This window comes from Pseudomonas sp. B16(2017), assembly GCF_002113205.1.
In the GTDB taxonomy this organism is placed as follows: Bacteria; Pseudomonadota; Gammaproteobacteria; order Pseudomonadales; family Pseudomonadaceae; genus Aquipseudomonas; species Aquipseudomonas pharyngis.
Genome location: NZ_NEKA01000010.1, coordinates 171784 through 186736 on the forward strand (window position 1 = coordinate 171784; position 14953 = coordinate 186736).

Here is a 14953-nt window from a genome sequence, read left to right on the forward strand (position 1 = left end):
CAATGAATCTGCTCAAATCGTTGGCCGCCGTCAGCTCTATCACGATGCTTTCCCGGATTCTCGGGTTTGTTCGCGACACGCTCATTGCCCGCACCTTCGGCGCCGGAATGGCGACCGACGCCTTCTTCATCGCCTTCAAACTGCCCAATCTGCTGCGCAGGATTTTCGCCGAGGGCGCATTTTCCCAGGCTTTTGTGCCGATCCTGGCCGAATATAAAAGCCAGAAGGGCGAAGAGGCGACCCGCACCTTTATTGCCTACGTTTCCGGTCTGCTGACGCTGGTGCTGGCGCTGGTCACCGCACTGGGCATGATTGCCGCGCCCTGGGTGATCTGGGCCACGGCGCCGGGTTTCACCGATACCCCGGAAAAATTCCAGCTGACCTCCGACCTGCTGCGAGTGACCTTCCCTTATATATTGCTGATCTCCCTGTCTTCCCTGGCGGGGGCGATCCTCAATACCTGGAACCGTTTCTCGGTGCCGGCATTCGTGCCGACCCTTCTCAACGTCAGCATGATCGTGTTTTCGCTGTTCCTGACGCCGTACTTCGATCCACCGGTCATGGCCCTCGGCTGGGCAGTGCTGGTCGGCGGCCTCGCACAGTTGCTCTACCAACTGCCGCACCTGAAAAAGATCGGCATGCTGGTACTGCCGCGCCTGAATCTGCGCGATACCGGTGTCTGGCGGGTCATGAAACAGATGTTGCCGGCCATCATCGGCGTCTCGGTCAGCCAGATTTCCCTGATCATCAACACTATTTTCGCCTCGTTCCTGGTGGCGGGCTCGGTGTCGTGGATGTATTACGCCGACCGTCTGATGGAGCTGCCGTCCGGTGTGCTCGGTGTGGCGCTGGGCACGATCCTGCTGCCGACATTGGCCAAGACCTATGCGAGCAAGGATCGCCACGAGTATTCGCGGATTCTCGACTGGGGTCTGCGCCTGTGCTTCGTGCTGGTGCTGCCATGCGCGCTGGCGCTGGGTATCCTGGCAGAACCGTTAACCGTTTCGCTGTTCCAGTACGGCCAGTTCAGCGGCTTTGACGCGCAGATGACGCAGCGGGCATTGATTGCCTATTCTGTCGGTCTGCTCGGGATTATCGTAATCAAGGTGCTGGCTCCGGGCTTCTATGCGCAACAGAACATCCGTACACCGGTAAAAATCGCAATCTTCACCCTGGTGGTCACGCAGTTGTTCAATCTGGTGTTGATCGGCCCGCTGGCGCACGCTGGCCTTGCGTTGGCGATCAGCGCCGGTGCCTGCCTGAACGCCGGACTGCTGTTCTATCAACTGCGCAAGCAGCAGATGTATCAACCGCAGCCGGGCTGGCTGAAGTTCGGTTCCAAGCTGTTGGTCGCGGTGGCGGTGATGTCGGCGGTGCTGTTGATCGGCATGCATTTCATGCCCGCGTGGGATCAGGGCCACATGCTTGAACGCTTCCTGCGCCTGGGGGTGCTGGTGGTTGCCGGCGTGGTTGCTTATTTCGGCATGTTGCTGTTGCTCGGTTTCCGCCTGCGCGACTTCAATCGCAAGGCCTTGAGCTGAGGTTTCACCCCTGAAAGACGGGCGCGAGCCGGCAGTTTTGTCGGCTCGATCACTTTGGGTTACGGTGTTGCCTGTCGTCGGCCGTCGGGTGTGGTTATAATCGGCCACTTTATGAGCAAGAAGCGCGTTATGCAGCTGGTTCGAGGCCTCCACAATCTGCGCCCCCAGCATCGGGGCTGCGTCGCCACTATTGGCAACTTTGACGGTGTTCACCGTGGTCATCAGGCCATCCTGGCCCGACTGCGTGAGCGTGCGCTCGAGTTGGGCGTACCCAGCTGCGTGGTGATTTTCGAGCCGCAGCCACGGGAATTCTTCGCCCCGGAGACCGCGCCGGCGCGTCTGGCCCGGTTGCGCGACAAGCTGCAACTGCTGGCCGCCGAAGGTGTCGACCGGGTCTTGTGTCTGGCCTTCAACCAGCGCTTGAGCAAGCTCAGCGCCAGCGAGTTCGTCGATACCATCCTGGTCGATGGCCTCGGCGTGCAGCATCTGGAGGTCGGTGATGATTTCCGCTTCGGTTGCGACCGCCTCGGCGATTTCGATTTCCTGTTGCAGGCCGGGCAGGTTCACGGTTTTACCGTCGAAGCCGCGCAAACCGTCGAGCTGGACGGCATTCGCGTCAGCAGCACTCAGGTGCGCAACGCGCTGGCCGCCGCCGATTTCGCGCTGGCCGAACGTCTGCTCGGTCGTCCGTACCGGATTGCCGGCCGCGTGCTGCATGGCCAGAAACTGGCCCGCCAACTGGGTACACCCACGGCGAATATTCAACTGAAACGCCGTCGCGTGCCGTTCACCGGGGTTTACCTGGTCGACGTCGACATCGACGGCAAGACCTGGCCCGGCGTCGCCAATATCGGCGTGCGGCCCACGGTCCAAGGTGATGGCAAGGCCCACCTTGAAGTCCATCTTTTAGATTTTGCCGGCGATCTGTATGACCGGCGTTTGACGGTGGTTTTCCACCAGAAGCTGCGTGAAGAGCAGCGTTTCGCCTCCCTGGAGGCATTGAAAACGGCGATCAGCGCGGATGTCGCCGCCGCCCGTGCACTAGCCGCACCTAGCGCCCATCGCTAATGAAGAGCCTTAAATGACCGACTATAAAGCCACGCTAAACCTTCCGGACACCGCCTTCCCAATGAAGGCCGGCCTGCCACAGCGCGAACCGCAGATCCTGCAGCGCTGGGACAGTATTGGCCTGTACGGAAAGTTGCGCGAGATTGGCAAGGATCGTCCGAAGTTCGTCCTGCACGACGGCCCTCCGTACGCCAACGGTACGATTCACATCGGTCACGCACTGAACAAGATTCTCAAGGACATGATCATCCGCTCGAAGACCCTGTCGGGCTTCGACGCGCCGTATGTCCCGGGCTGGGATTGCCACGGCCTGCCGATCGAGCACAAGGTCGAAGTGACCCACGGCAAGAACCTGGGCGCGGACAAGACCCGCGAACTGTGCCGTGCCTACGCCACCGAGCAGATCGAAGGGCAGAAGACCGAGTTCATCCGCCTCGGCGTCCTGGGCGACTTCGCCAATCCGTACAAGACCATGAACTTCAAGAACGAGGCCGGTGAAATCCGCGCCCTCGCCGAAATCGTCAAGGGCGGTTTCGTGTTCAAGGGCTTGAAACCGGTGAACTGGTGCTTCGATTGCGGTTCGGCCCTGGCCGAAGCGGAAGTCGAGTACGAGAACAAGAAGTCCTCGACCATCGACGTAGCGTTCCCGATCGCTGACGAGGCCAAACTGGCCGCCGCATTCGGTCTGCCGTCCCTGGGCAAACCGGCCTCGATCGTGATCTGGACCACCACCCCGTGGACCATCCCGGCCAACCAGGCGCTCAACGTTCACCCGGAATTCACCTACGCCCTGGTCGACATCGGCGACAAGCTGCTGGTGCTGGCTGAAGAGCTGGTCGAATCCTGCCTGAGCCGTTACGGCGTCGAAGGCACCGTATTGGCCACCGCACCGGGTTCGGCGCTGGAACTGATCAATTTCCGTCACCCGTTCTATGACCGTCTGTCGCCGGTGTACCTGGCCGACTACGTGGAACTGGGTGCCGGCACCGGCGTGGTTCACTCCGCGCCGGCCTACGGCGTGGACGACTTCGTGACCTGCAAGAAGTACGGCATGGTCAACGACGACATCCTCAACCCGGTACAGAGCAACGGCGTCTACGTGCCGTCGCTGGAATTCTTCGGCGGCCAGTTCATCTGGAAGGCCAACCCGGCCATCGTCGAAAAACTGACCGAAGTCGGTGCGCTGCTGCACACCACCGTCATCGAACACAGCTACATGCACTGCTGGCGTCACAAGACCCCGCTGATCTACCGCGCCACCGCGCAGTGGTTCATCGGCATGGACACGGAGCCAGTCAGCGGCGACACCCTGCGCGTACGCTCGCTCAAAGCCATCGAAGACACCAAGTTCGTTCCGGCCTGGGGCCAGGCGCGCCTGCACTCGATGATCGCCAACCGTCCGGACTGGTGCATCTCCCGTCAGCGCAACTGGGGCGTACCGATCCCGTTCTTCCTGAACAAGGAAAGCGGCGAACTGCACCCGCGCACCGTCGAGCTGATGGAAGAAGTGGCCAAGCGCGTTGAAGTCGAAGGCATCGAAGCCTGGTTCAAACTCGACGCTGCCGAACTGCTGGGCGATGAAGCGCCGCAGTACGACAAGATCAGCGACACCCTCGACGTCTGGTTCGACTCGGGCACCACCCACTGGCACGTCCTGCGCGGTTCGCACCCGATGGGCCACGAGACCGGTCCGCGTGCCGACCTGTACCTGGAAGGTTCGGACCAGCACCGTGGCTGGTTCCATTCGTCCTTGCTGACCGGTTGCGCCATCGACAACCACGCGCCATACCGCGAGCTGCTGACCCACGGCTTCACCGTGGACGAGTCCGGCCGCAAGATGTCCAAGTCCCTGGGCAACGTGATCGCGCCGCAGAAAGTCAACGACACCCTGGGCGCCGACATCATGCGTCTGTGGGTCGCGTCGACCGACTACTCCGGCGAAATGGCCGTGTCCGAGCAGATCCTGCAGCGCAGCGCGGACGCCTATCGTCGTATTCGTAACACCGCGCGTTTCCTGCTTTCCAACCTGACCGGTTTCAACCCGGCCACCGATCTGCTGCCGGCCGAAGACATGCTGGCGCTGGATCGCTGGGCGGTGGACCGTACGCTGCTGCTGCAACGTGAGCTGCAAGAGCACTACGGCGAATACCGGTTCTGGAACGTCTACTCGAAGATCCACAACTTCTGCGTGCAGGAGCTGGGTGGTTTCTATCTGGACATCATCAAGGATCGCCAGTACACCACCGGCGCCGACAGCAAGGCCCGTCGTTCGTGCCAGACCGCGCTGTTCCACATCTCCGAAGCGCTGGTGCGCTGGATCGCGCCGATCCTGGCGTTCACCGCCGACGAGCTGTGGCAATACCTGCCGGGCGAGCGCAACGAATCGGTGATGCTCAACACCTGGTATGAAGGCCTGACCGAGTTGCCGGAAGGCTTCGAGCTGGGTCGCGAGTACTGGGATCGCATCATGGAAGTGAAGGTGGCGGTCAACAAAGAGATGGAAATCCAGCGCGCGGCCAAGGCCGTCGGTGGCAACCTGCAAGCCGAAGTGACGCTGTTTGCCGAAGACGCGCTGACTGCCGACCTGGCCAAACTGAGCAACGAGCTGCGCTTTGTCCTGATCACCTCGACTGCCACTGTTGCGCCGTTCGTGCAGGCTCCGGCCGACGCTGTGGCCACCGAAGTCAGCGGCCTGAAGCTGAAGATCGTCAAGTCTGCCTTCCCGAAATGTGCCCGTTGCTGGCACTGCCGCGAAGACGTCGGCGTGAACCCGGAGCATCCGGAAATCTGCGGTCGTTGCGTGGACAACATCGATGGCGCCGGCGAGGTTCGTCACTATGCCTAATGCCGTTGGCCGTTTCGGACGGCTGAGCTGGCTCTGGTTGAGCTTGCTGGTTCTGGTCATCGACCAGGCCAGCAAGTTCTACTTCGAAGGCAAGCTCGAGATGTTCCAGCAGATCGTGATCATCCCTGATTACTTCAGCTGGACCCTGGCCTACAACACCGGCGCTGCCTTCAGCTTCCTCGCGGACAGCTCCGGCTGGCAGCGCTGGCTGTTCGCGCTGATCGCGATTGTGGTCAGTGCGGTGCTGGTGGTCTGGCTCAAGCGCCTGGGCCGCAACGAAACCTGGCTGGCCATCGCGCTGGCGCTGGTGCTGGGCGGCGCACTGGGCAACCTTTATGACCGCATTGCCCTGGGCCATGTGATCGACTTCATTCTGGTGCACTGGCAGAACCGCTGGTACTTCCCGGCATTCAACTTCGCCGACAGCGCCATCACCGTTGGTGCGGTGATGCTGGCACTGGACATGTTCAAAAGTAAAAAAACCGGAGAAGCCGTTCATGACTGAACAGGTATTGGCTGAGCAACGCATCGGCCAGAACACGGAAGTCACCTTGCACTTTGCATTGCGCCTGGAGAACGGCGACACGGTCGACAGCACTTTCGACAAAGCCCCTGCGACCTTCAAGGTCGGCGACGGCAACCTGCTGCCGGGTTTCGAGGCGGCGCTGTTCGGCTTCAAGGCCGGCGACAAGCGTACCCTGACCGTCGAGCCGGAAAACGCCTTCGGCCAGCCGAACCCGCAAAACGTACAGATCATCCCGCGTTCGCAGTTTGCGGACATGGAACTGTCGCCGGGGCTGCTGGTGATCTTCAACGATGCGGCCAATACTGAGCTGCCGGGTGTGGTGAAAGAGTTCGACGACGCACAAGTGACCGTCGACTTCAACCACCCGCTGGCAGGCAAGACGCTGACCTTTGACGTGGAAATCTTCTCCGTCAAAGCGCTCTGAGTAACACAGCAGAACCCCTGTGGGAGCGGGCTTGCTCGCGAATGCTGACTGACATTCAACATAAAAGTTGTCTGGCACACCGCTTTCGCGAGCAAGCCCGCTCCCACAGGGATTGCAATGATCCATTTTCTTGCGCGCAAGACACGAGGCACAGCATGCAAATCAAACTCGCCAACCCCCGTGGCTTCTGCGCCGGCGTGGACCGGGCGATCGAAATCGTCAACCGCGCCCTGGAAGTCTTCGGGCCGCCGATCTATGTGCGTCATGAAGTGGTGCACAACAAGTTCGTGGTCGAAGACCTGCGCAGTCGTGGCGCGATCTTTGTCGAAGAGCTGGATCAGGTGCCGGACGATGTCATCGTGATCTTCAGTGCCCACGGCGTCTCGCAAGCTGTGCGTAGCGAAGCCGCCGGCCGTGGCCTGAAAGTGTTCGACGCCACCTGCCCGCTGGTGACCAAGGTGCACATCGAAGTCGCGAAATACAGCCGCGACGGCCGTGAATGCATCCTGATCGGCCACGCCGGTCACCCGGAAGTCGAAGGCACCATGGGCCAGTACGACGCCAGCAATGGCGGCGCGATCTACCTCGTCGAAGACGAGAAGGATGTCGCCGAGCTGCAGGTGCGCAACCCCGACAAGCTCGCCTTTGTCACCCAGACCACGTTGTCCATGGATGACACCAGCCGTGTCATCGATGCGCTGCGTACGCGTTTCCCGGCCATTGGCGGGCCGCGCAAGGACGATATCTGCTACGCCACCCAGAACCGTCAGGACGCGGTCAAGCAACTGGCCGACGAATGCGATGTGGTGTTGGTAGTGGGCAGTCCGAACAGTTCCAACTCCAACCGCCTGCGTGAGCTGGCCGAGCGCATGGCCACGCCGGCCTACCTGATCGATGGCGCCGAAGACCTGCAGAAGAGCTGGTTCGACGGTGTCGAGCGCATCGGCATCACCGCCGGCGCCTCCGCCCCGGAAGTTCTGGTACGTGGCGTGATCCAGCAGTTGCAGGCCTGGGGCGCCACCGGCGCCGACGAACTGGCCGGGCGTGAGGAGAACATCACGTTCTCGATGCCTAAAGAGCTGCGCGTCCGTTCGATCTGATCGCTTTATCCTTTCGGCACAACGCCTGTTCAGCCTTTTGGCTGGCCAGGCGTACGCGACCGGTCGCCGCCAGCACCACCTGAAGCTGGCTGACCGGTTCACGAGCCGAACATAGATGTATCGTCCCCGCCTGAAACTTTCGGTCCGGCACCAGTGGCTGGCCCAGGCTGCTGAACCGTATGTACCGGCTCACCAACCAGTTGCCGACAATCGGTATCTTTCCGTCACTCGCCTGCTCGGTCAGCAATGGATTACCCGCATCCGCCGGCCCCTTCCCATTGAGATCCAGGATGATCCGCCAGCCCTGACCCCAGTCACCGTTGATGCCATGAATCACCACACTCTGGTTGCGCGTGATGGCCATGCTCCGGGCATTACGAATCCCGTCGAGCAAAGACTGCGCGGCCTGCTGCCGTCGGTTTGATTCGGTGAAGTCCGCCAGCGCCGGACTGACCAGCGACAGAACAATTGCGCCGATCGCCAGTCCCATAAGCAGTTCGACCAGACTGAAACCCTGTTGCGGCATGTGCGCCTCCTCCCTGGATTGTGCACGGCGGCGCAATCCGTGCGCCGCACGCGGTAAATCAACCGGCGCATGCCGGTCGAATGTTCTAGGTTTGTACAGGTATAGCCGACGGCAACGGAGGGCATCGATGGATCATCGTACAAAAGGTTTCACGCTGATCGAGCTGTTGGTGGCGGTCGCGGTGTTTGTGATCCTGATCACGATGGCGGTGCCGGCATTCACCCGTTCGGTGCAGGGCAGCAAGGCCGACACCGAGGTCGGCGACCTGCAACGGGCCCTCAACTACGCCAGGCTCGAGGCGATCAACCGGGGCGTCACCACTCGCTTGCGGCCGAGCGCCGGCGGCAGTGTCTGGACCGGCGAGTTGTCGGTCTACGACAGTACTGGCACTCCGGCCAATGTATTGCGGGTTGTTCCAGCAATGAGCAGCGGTGCGACTCTGACGCTACCCTCTGGGGTGACCGCACTGGATTTCAATAATCTGGGCGGGCTGGCGGCGCCGTCCACGGCGGTGGTCATCAGTTACACGCTGGGCACGCAAAGCAGGACGCTGAACGTGTGTCTGAACGGACGAATTCAATTGGGTGGAAGTTGCGGATGAGGGCAGGGAGCAAGCACGCACAGGAGGGCATGACGCTGATCGAAGTGCTGGTCGCGTTGTTGATTCTGACGGTCGGGTTGCTGGGCGCGGCGGCGGTTCAGCTCAATGCGCTGAAGTACACCGACAGCTCGCGGATGACCAGCCAGGCAAGTTTCATCGCCTACGACATGATGGACCGGATTCGCGCCAATTCCGGCGCCGACTACACCGTGACACCACCGACCACGGGCAATCTGAGTGTCGCCCGGGATCAGGATCTCTACGATTTCAGCACCAACATCCTCAATTTCGGCGGCCCGACCGCCACCGGCAGCATCACCCTCAATCAGCGCGTGTACACCATCACCATCACCTGGAGTGACGCGCGCGCCGCCAATACGACCGGTGCAACCCGCAGCTTCGTCCTGACCAGTCGCGCCGCGGTCGATCCGGTGACCACACCATGAAGCGCCATAACCTGGGTTTCGGTCTGATCGAAATGCTGGTCGCTCTGGCGCTGGGGCTGATCGTGGTGCTCGGCGTGGTGCAGATCTTCCTGGCGGCGAAGAACACTTACGTCAGTCAGAACAGTGCGGCCGCCATGCAGGAGGACGCGCGGTTTGTGCTGAGCAAGATGATTCAGGAACTGCGCATGGTGGGCATGTTCGGCTGCCTGGGCACGATTACCGATTCCAGCTCGGCGGGGGATTTCACGGCGGCCCAGATCATGCCTATCAGTTGGGACAACGCCAACCTCAAGCTGACCCTGGTCACCGCTGATGTCGGCAGTGCGGGCGGGACCCCGACCTGGACGGTGGTCTCCGATTGCCGCAACAGCGCCACGGCTTATACCGGCGCGCGGGTGGCGGCGACAGGACAGATCGCGTTTCCGATCCGTCGGCTGATCTACAGCTTCAGCAACAACCAGATTCTGATGGGCACCGGCAGCGGCAACCCCGCCCAGCAGGTGCTGGTGAACAATGTCAGTGCGTTCACCGTGATGTTTGGTCTGGCGAGTTCTGCGACCGATGTCGCGGCGTCCACCTACAGCGCCAACCCCGGTGATCCGGCGCGGATTCGCAGCGTGCGCCTGAGCCTTACCCTCACTGACCCGAACAACCGGGTCAGCAATCAAACCTTCAACGTGGTTGCCGCCTTGCGCAACCGCTTGCAGTGAGGGGCGAGCGATGAACGTTTCTCTCCATCGGCGAAGGTCCCAGGGCGGCATGGTGTTGCTGGTCAGCCTGGTATTTCTGCTGCTTCTGACGGTGATCGGCCTGTCATCGATGCAAAGCGCCAACCTGCAGGAAAAAATGGCCGGCAGCGTGAGTTTGCGCAATCAATCGTTCCAGACTGCCGAGGCGGCGCTGCGCATCGGCGAAAGTGCGGTGCAACTGGATGGCTACGCGCTGGCGGTGTGCGCCAGCCCTACCCAGTGCGCGCCGCCGGCGGAGTCCTCGGTGGTCAGCGCGGCCGGGTTCAATTCCACGTCGGGGGTCACCTGGATCGCCGCCGGCAGCGGGTTCTACGGGGTGCAGAATATCGGTACGACCCTGACGGCGGTGAACGTACCGAGCAACACCTCGGCGACGTTGTACCGGGTCACGGCCGTCGGCATCGCCGGCACTTCGCGCAGTGTGGTGGAGAGTGTCTATGCGAAGTACTGAGCGACGCTTCAAATGGTTGTCGCTGCTGCTCGGCATGTTGACCGGGCTCTATCTGGCGGCACCGGCGTATGCTTTCACGCCGTCCGACTCGCCACTGTTGAGCGCGGCCGCCGTGCCACCGAACGTCATGTTGATGATCGACGACTCGGGCAGCATGAACAGCATCATCTATGCAGCAGGGTTCGATCCGACCGTGGATCGCACGCCGGCTCGGCAGTGCAACGCGGTCATCGGTCTGTGTCTGAGCTCGACCGCCATTACCGGCGATACGATCTTTCTGTCGAGCCTGCCGACCTCCGGCTGCTCCGGCGGCGCCTATGCGTTCTACAACAACAGCCTGACGCCGCTCTGCCTGAAGCTGCCGGATCCGGTGGGCAGCGGCAACACCCGCTATTCGGCGGATTACATTTCCTACGTGGTGAGTCTGGCGATCAACAACGGCACACGCGACTTCACCACCGGGGCGATTCCCAACGATTACCGGATCAACGTGGCGCGCAACGTCTCCACCGCACTGGTCACCAGCAACCGCAACCTGCGCATGGGCCTGGCCACCTTCAATCCGGCCACCAGCAACAACCCCGGCAACGGTGGTTTCATCGCACGCTCCATCAGCGACCTGTCACCGGTCAGCGGCAGCGTGACCCAGGCCCAGGCCGATACCAACTACAACGCACTTATTTCCTCGATCAACGGCCTGAGTGCGGTAGCCAATACGCCTCTGGCCGAGACCTATTACGAGATCACTCGCTACATGCGCGGGATGGCGCCGTACTACAACAGCACGCCGAGCACTTACACCAGCCCGATCCAGTACCGCTGCCAGAAAAACTACGGGGTGGTGATCACTGATGGTTTGCCGACCTATGACCGCACCTTTCCCAGCAACGACCCGCTGGGTGGCAGCCGCTTGCCGAACTGGGACGGCATCAACAATGACGGGAACAACCTCAACGGGGACGGGGAGGGCGATACGCTGTATCTGGACGATATCGCCAAGTTCGCCTTCGACATCGACATGCGTTCCACCGGCACCGATGCAGCGGGTAAGAGCTGGAACGCGGTAGATTTCCCCAGGCAGAACATGAACACCTACACCGTGGGTTTCACCGCTTCCAACGACATGCTCTCGGACGCCGCCGATTACGGACAGGGCCGCTACTACCAGGCGACCGACAGCGCCGGCCTGAATGCCGCATTGTCTTCGGCGTTGAGCGATATCACTTCCAAGGCTGGTTCCGGCGGCAGCGGCGTGGCCAGTGGCACCACGCTGGCGAGCGGCACCAGCTATTTCCAGACCAGTTATGACCCCAAGGACTGGCGCGGCACGATCAAGTCCTTTGGCTTCAACTCGGCCGGGGCGGTCAACACCTCGGCGGTATTGTGGACCACCGACACCACCATCGTGCCCGGCGCCACCGCGCCGACCTACCAGTCATGGAACACTCTGAACAACGCGGCGGTGACGCTGGCTTACGGCAACTTCTCGTCGGCCCAACAAACCGTTCTCAGCCAGGGTTTGCCCGCCGGCATCAGCGGCATCGACCTGGTTGAATGGAGCAAGGGCACCAACAAGGCCGGCCTTAAAGTGCGCAGCGTGTTGCTCGGAGACATCATCAACGCGCCGCTGGTGCTGGCTTCGCCCACGGAAAAAACCGCCTCCGATCTGGCCGGTGACACCACCTACAGCACCTACCTGACCACCAAGGCTTCGAACATGAATGCCAGCCTGGTGGTGAACGCCAACGACGGTTTTGTCAGCGTCATCAACTCGGCCAACGGTACCCGGCGCTATGCCTACATGCCGTCCAGCGTATTGCCCTCGCTGCGCCTGATTGCCGATCCGAACTACGTCAATGGCGTCAGCCACAAGTTTCTGGTGGATGGTCAGATCGGTGTGTTCGATGCGCAATTCGGCACGGCCTGGAAAACCCTGGCCATCGGCGGGACAGGAGCCGGTGGCAAGACTTTCTACGGGCTTCAGCTGTTCGACGCCTCGGCAGGCAACGTCATCCGTGCCTTGTGGGAAGTCAGCGCGCCGACAACCGTCAGTACTTCCAACGCTTTCAATGATCTGGGTTATGCCTATGCCCGTCCGGAAGTGGCACGCTTGGCCGATGGTCGCTGGGCGGCGTTCATTGCCAACGGTTACGGCAGCAACTCCGGGGTGGCGGCGCTGTATGTGCTGGATGTGCGTGACGGCTCGCTGATCAAGAAAATCGTCATCGACAGTACGGAAACCACCAACGGTTTGTCCTCGGTGAAGCTGCGGGTCAATTCGCAGAACGTGGTGCAGGCGGCGTATGGCGGTGACTTGAAGGGGCGGTTGTGGAAGTTCGACCTGAGCGCCACGTCCTCCGACAGCTGGGGCGTAGCGTTTTCCGGCAAGCCGTTGTTCACCACGGCCGGCGGGACGAGTCAGCCGATCACCGCGCAGCCATTACTGGCGGACAACGCTCTGGGCGGCAAACAGATTTTCGTTGGCACCGGCAAGTTCAACGAAGCCGCCGACAAGACCAACAAGGATTTGCAGGCGTTCTATTCGGTGTGGGATGCCGATGGCGGGTCGGGCCAGATCACGGTCAGCAGTTTGCAGGCGCAGGCGATTACCGGGGTGTTCTCCGGCAGTACCGGGCAGTTCGTCACCACCAGCCAGAACGACACGACTTATCCGGCGGAGAAGGGCTGGTATCTGCCGCTGGTGTACAACAACGCCTTGACTGGCGAACGGGTGATCAATCAGGCCAGTCTGGTGCTGGGACGCATCGTGTTCACCACGGCCAGTGTCGATACCACCGACCCGTGTTCCAGTTTCGGTACCGGCAAACTGATCGAACTCGATGCGTTCAGCGGTAAGATGCTCAACTACGCGGTGCTCGACACCAACGCCGATGGCGTGGTCGACAGCAACGACACGATTTCCAGCGGCGTGGTGTTCACCGGCGGTATCCCGACCCTGAACGCCATCGTCAACGGTGCATCACGCAAGGTCGTGAACGATTCCAGTGGCGGTATCACCACCCTGGTGGAAAAATCCGGCGGCGGCAGCCGTCGTATCATGTGGCGGCAAATTCAGTAAGCGAGAGTTCGAGGCATGCGCAGATCCAACCGAGGTTTCACCCTGATCGAAATCATGATCGTGATTGCGATCATTGGGATCATGCTCACAATTGGCCTCCCAAGTTACAACGAATACGTGAAAAAGGGCCGTCGTGCCGACGTGGTCAGCACTTTGTCGGAACAGGCACAGATCCTCGAGCGCTTCTATTCGAAGAACAACGTCTACACCGGTGTCACCGGGTTGAGCACCGGCAACGATTTCTACACCATCACGCCGACGATCACCGATCAGACCTTCCTGCTGACCGCGACCCGCAAGACCGGCACGGCCATGGCCACTGACAAGTGCGGGGATTTCACCCTCACCAACACCGGTGTCAGAAGCATGAACAACGCGACCACCGGGCTGACCACCAAGGATTGCTGGGGCCGCTGAGCCGCATTATTTTGGGCGCCTTTTGCGCCCACTGTCTTTTTTACGGTTGGATCAAACATGACCAGGCAACAGCAAGTGGTGATTGTCGGTGGCGGGGTGATTGGCCTGCTCACTGCGTACAACCTCGCCTCCGAGGTCGGCAGCGTGGTGCTGCTGGATCGTTCGAACGTTGGCCAGGAATCGTCCTGGGCCGGCGGCGGTATCGTGTCTCCGCTGTACCCGTGGCGCTACAGCCCGGCCGTCACCGCGCTGGCGCATTGGTCGCAGGATTTTTATCCACAGCTGGGCGAGCGCCTGTTTGCCGATACCGGGGTCGATCCCGAAGTGCACACCACCGGCCTGTACTGGCTGGATCTGGATGACGAAGCCGAAGCGCTGGCCTGGGCCGCGCGGGAGGACCGTCCGCTACGGGCTGTGGATATCTCGGCGGCGCATGATGCGGTGCCAGTGCTCGGTGGCGGCTTTTCCCGGGCGATCTACATGGCCGATGTGGCCAACGTGCGCAATCCGCGGCTGGTGAAGTCTTTGAAAGCGGCTTTGCAGGCGTTGCCGAACGTGACGATTCACGAGCAGTGCGAAGTCAGCGGGTTCGTCCGTGAAGGCGAACGGGTGGTGGGCGTGCAGACTTCAACCGGTGTGATCGCTGGCGATCAGATCGTGCTGACGGCGGGCGCGTGGAGCGGAGAATTGCTCAAGACCCTGGACCTGTCGCTGCCGGTGGAACCGGTCAAGGGCCAGATGATTCTCTACAAGTGCGCGGCGGATTTCCTGCCGAGCATGGTGCTGGCCAAGGGGCGCTACGCGATTCCGCGCCGTGACGGGCACATTCTTATCGGCAGTACGCTGGAACACGAAGGCTTCGACAAGACCCCGACGGACAACGCACTGGAAAGCCTCAAGGCCTCGGCAGTCGAGTTGCTGCCGGCGCTGGCCGATGCCGAAGTGGTGGGGCACTGGGCCGGGCTGCGACCGGGTTCGCCCGAGGGCATTCCTTACATTGGCCGGGTTCCGGGTTTTGACGGTCTATGGCTGAACTGCGGGCATTACCGCAACGGGCTGGTGCTGGCGCCGGCGTCCTGTCAGTTGTTTGCCGATGTGATGCTGGGGCGCGCGCCGATCATTGATCCCGCGCCGTATGCACCGGCCGGACGGATCTAGTCAGTTTTTTAGCGGTGCCTGA

14 protein-coding genes are annotated in these 14953 nt (G+C 61.5%); 13 read left to right on the forward strand and 1 reads right to left on the reverse strand.

Features of this window, described 5'->3' with window-relative positions:
* Positions 1-2: 2 nt before the first annotated feature.
* The 6 genes from murJ to ispH all read left to right on the forward strand — a co-directional run bounded on the left by murJ (position 3) and on the right by ispH (position 7504).
* A complete protein-coding gene (murJ, locus tag CAG25_RS18780; protein ID WP_085612613.1) occupies positions 3-1541 on the forward strand; it encodes a murein biosynthesis integral membrane protein MurJ in 1539 nt (512 codons plus the stop codon).
* Between the two features lie 129 nt (positions 1542-1670).
* Positions 1671-2609, forward strand: a complete 939-nt coding sequence (ribF, locus tag CAG25_RS18785; protein WP_007959537.1) for a bifunctional riboflavin kinase/FAD synthetase — start codon at positions 1671-1673, stop codon at positions 2607-2609.
* Positions 2610-2622: 13 nt separating this feature from the next.
* Positions 2623-5454: an isoleucine--tRNA ligase gene (gene ileS, locus CAG25_RS18790; RefSeq protein WP_085612614.1), complete on the forward strand. Its 2832-nt coding sequence runs from the start codon at positions 2623-2625 to the stop codon at positions 5452-5454.
* On the forward strand, positions 5447-5959 hold the full coding sequence (gene lspA / locus CAG25_RS18795) for a signal peptidase II (protein ID WP_064118729.1): 513 nt from the start codon (positions 5447-5449) through the stop codon (positions 5957-5959). Before ileS ends, lspA begins: the two co-directional genes overlap by 8 nt.
* Positions 5960-5966: 7 nt before the next feature.
* Positions 5967-6404, forward strand: coding sequence for an FKBP-type peptidyl-prolyl cis-trans isomerase (gene fkpB, locus CAG25_RS18800; protein WP_170928297.1), 438 nt, complete (start codon positions 5967-5969; stop codon positions 6402-6404).
* 155 nt (positions 6405-6559) lie between these two features.
* Positions 6560-7504, forward strand: coding sequence for a 4-hydroxy-3-methylbut-2-enyl diphosphate reductase (gene ispH / locus CAG25_RS18805; protein WP_085612615.1), 945 nt, complete (start codon positions 6560-6562; stop codon positions 7502-7504).
* Here the strand turns inward: ispH and CAG25_RS18810 are convergent.
* A complete protein-coding gene (locus tag CAG25_RS18810; protein ID WP_085612616.1) occupies positions 7476-8030 on the reverse strand; it encodes a GspH/FimT family protein in 555 nt (184 codons plus the stop codon). The genes ispH and CAG25_RS18810 overlap by 29 nt on opposite strands.
* 127 nt (positions 8031-8157) lie before the next feature.
* Between CAG25_RS18810 and CAG25_RS18815 the strand changes: the two genes are divergently transcribed.
* The 7 genes from CAG25_RS18815 to thiO are packed head-to-tail and all read left to right on the forward strand — an operon-like array spanning position 8158 to position 14931.
* Complete coding sequence (locus CAG25_RS18815) at positions 8158-8631, forward strand: GspH/FimT family pseudopilin (RefSeq protein WP_064599521.1); 474 nt, start codon at positions 8158-8160, stop codon at positions 8629-8631.
* Positions 8628-9077, forward strand: coding sequence for a type IV pilus modification protein PilV (gene pilV, locus CAG25_RS18820; RefSeq protein ID WP_085612617.1), 450 nt, complete (start codon positions 8628-8630; stop codon positions 9075-9077). Before CAG25_RS18815 ends, pilV begins: the two co-directional genes overlap by 4 nt.
* The gene (locus CAG25_RS18825; RefSeq protein ID WP_085612618.1) at positions 9074-9787 is read left to right on the forward strand and encodes a PilW family protein; all 714 of its coding nucleotides are present in this window, start codon (positions 9074-9076) and stop codon (positions 9785-9787) included. The genes pilV and CAG25_RS18825 overlap by 4 nt, the downstream gene beginning before the upstream one ends.
* Positions 9788-9797: 10 nt before the next feature.
* The gene (locus CAG25_RS18830; RefSeq protein ID WP_064382099.1) at positions 9798-10277 is read left to right on the forward strand and encodes a PilX N-terminal domain-containing pilus assembly protein; all 480 of its coding nucleotides are present in this window, start codon (positions 9798-9800) and stop codon (positions 10275-10277) included.
* Positions 10264-13356, forward strand: a complete 3093-nt coding sequence (locus tag CAG25_RS18835; protein ID WP_085612619.1) for a pilus assembly protein — start codon at positions 10264-10266, stop codon at positions 13354-13356. The genes CAG25_RS18830 and CAG25_RS18835 overlap by 14 nt, the downstream gene beginning before the upstream one ends.
* 15 nt (positions 13357-13371) lie before the next feature.
* The gene (locus tag CAG25_RS18840; protein ID WP_085612620.1) at positions 13372-13773 is read left to right on the forward strand and encodes a type IV pilin protein; all 402 of its coding nucleotides are present in this window, start codon (positions 13372-13374) and stop codon (positions 13771-13773) included.
* 57 nt (positions 13774-13830) lie between these two features.
* The gene (thiO, locus tag CAG25_RS18845; RefSeq protein WP_085612621.1) at positions 13831-14931 is read left to right on the forward strand and encodes a glycine oxidase ThiO; all 1101 of its coding nucleotides are present in this window, start codon (positions 13831-13833) and stop codon (positions 14929-14931) included.
* Positions 14932-14953: the final 22 nt, after the last annotated feature.

Bases quoted from the DNA above. Each gene is read 5' to 3' on its own strand.
- CAG25_RS18810 (WP_085612616.1), bottom strand. From the start codon at position 8,030: ATGCCGCAACAGGGTTTCAGTCTGGTCGAACTGCTTATGGGACTGGCG.
- CAG25_RS18840 (WP_085612620.1), top strand. From the start codon at position 13,372: ATGCGCAGATCCAACCGAGGTTTCACCCTGATCGAAATCATGATCGTG.
- ileS (WP_085612614.1), top strand. From the start codon at position 2,623: ATGACCGACTATAAAGCCACGCTAAACCTTCCGGACACCGCCTTCCCA.
- CAG25_RS18830 (WP_064382099.1), top strand. From the start codon at position 9,798: ATGAACGTTTCTCTCCATCGGCGAAGGTCCCAGGGCGGCATGGTGTTG.
- CAG25_RS18815 (WP_064599521.1), top strand. From the start codon at position 8,158: ATGGATCATCGTACAAAAGGTTTCACGCTGATCGAGCTGTTGGTGGCG.
- pilV (WP_085612617.1), top strand. From the start codon at position 8,628: ATGAGGGCAGGGAGCAAGCACGCACAGGAGGGCATGACGCTGATCGAA.
- CAG25_RS18835 (WP_085612619.1), top strand. From the start codon at position 10,264: ATGCGAAGTACTGAGCGACGCTTCAAATGGTTGTCGCTGCTGCTCGGC.
- lspA (WP_064118729.1), top strand. From the start codon at position 5,447: ATGCCTAATGCCGTTGGCCGTTTCGGACGGCTGAGCTGGCTCTGGTTG.
- CAG25_RS18825 (WP_085612618.1), top strand. From the start codon at position 9,074: ATGAAGCGCCATAACCTGGGTTTCGGTCTGATCGAAATGCTGGTCGCT.
- thiO (WP_085612621.1), top strand. From the start codon at position 13,831: ATGACCAGGCAACAGCAAGTGGTGATTGTCGGTGGCGGGGTGATTGGC.
- ispH (WP_085612615.1), top strand. From the start codon at position 6,560: ATGCAAATCAAACTCGCCAACCCCCGTGGCTTCTGCGCCGGCGTGGAC.
- murJ (WP_085612613.1), top strand. From the start codon at position 3: ATGAATCTGCTCAAATCGTTGGCCGCCGTCAGCTCTATCACGATGCTT.
- ribF (WP_007959537.1), top strand. From the start codon at position 1,671: ATGCAGCTGGTTCGAGGCCTCCACAATCTGCGCCCCCAGCATCGGGGC.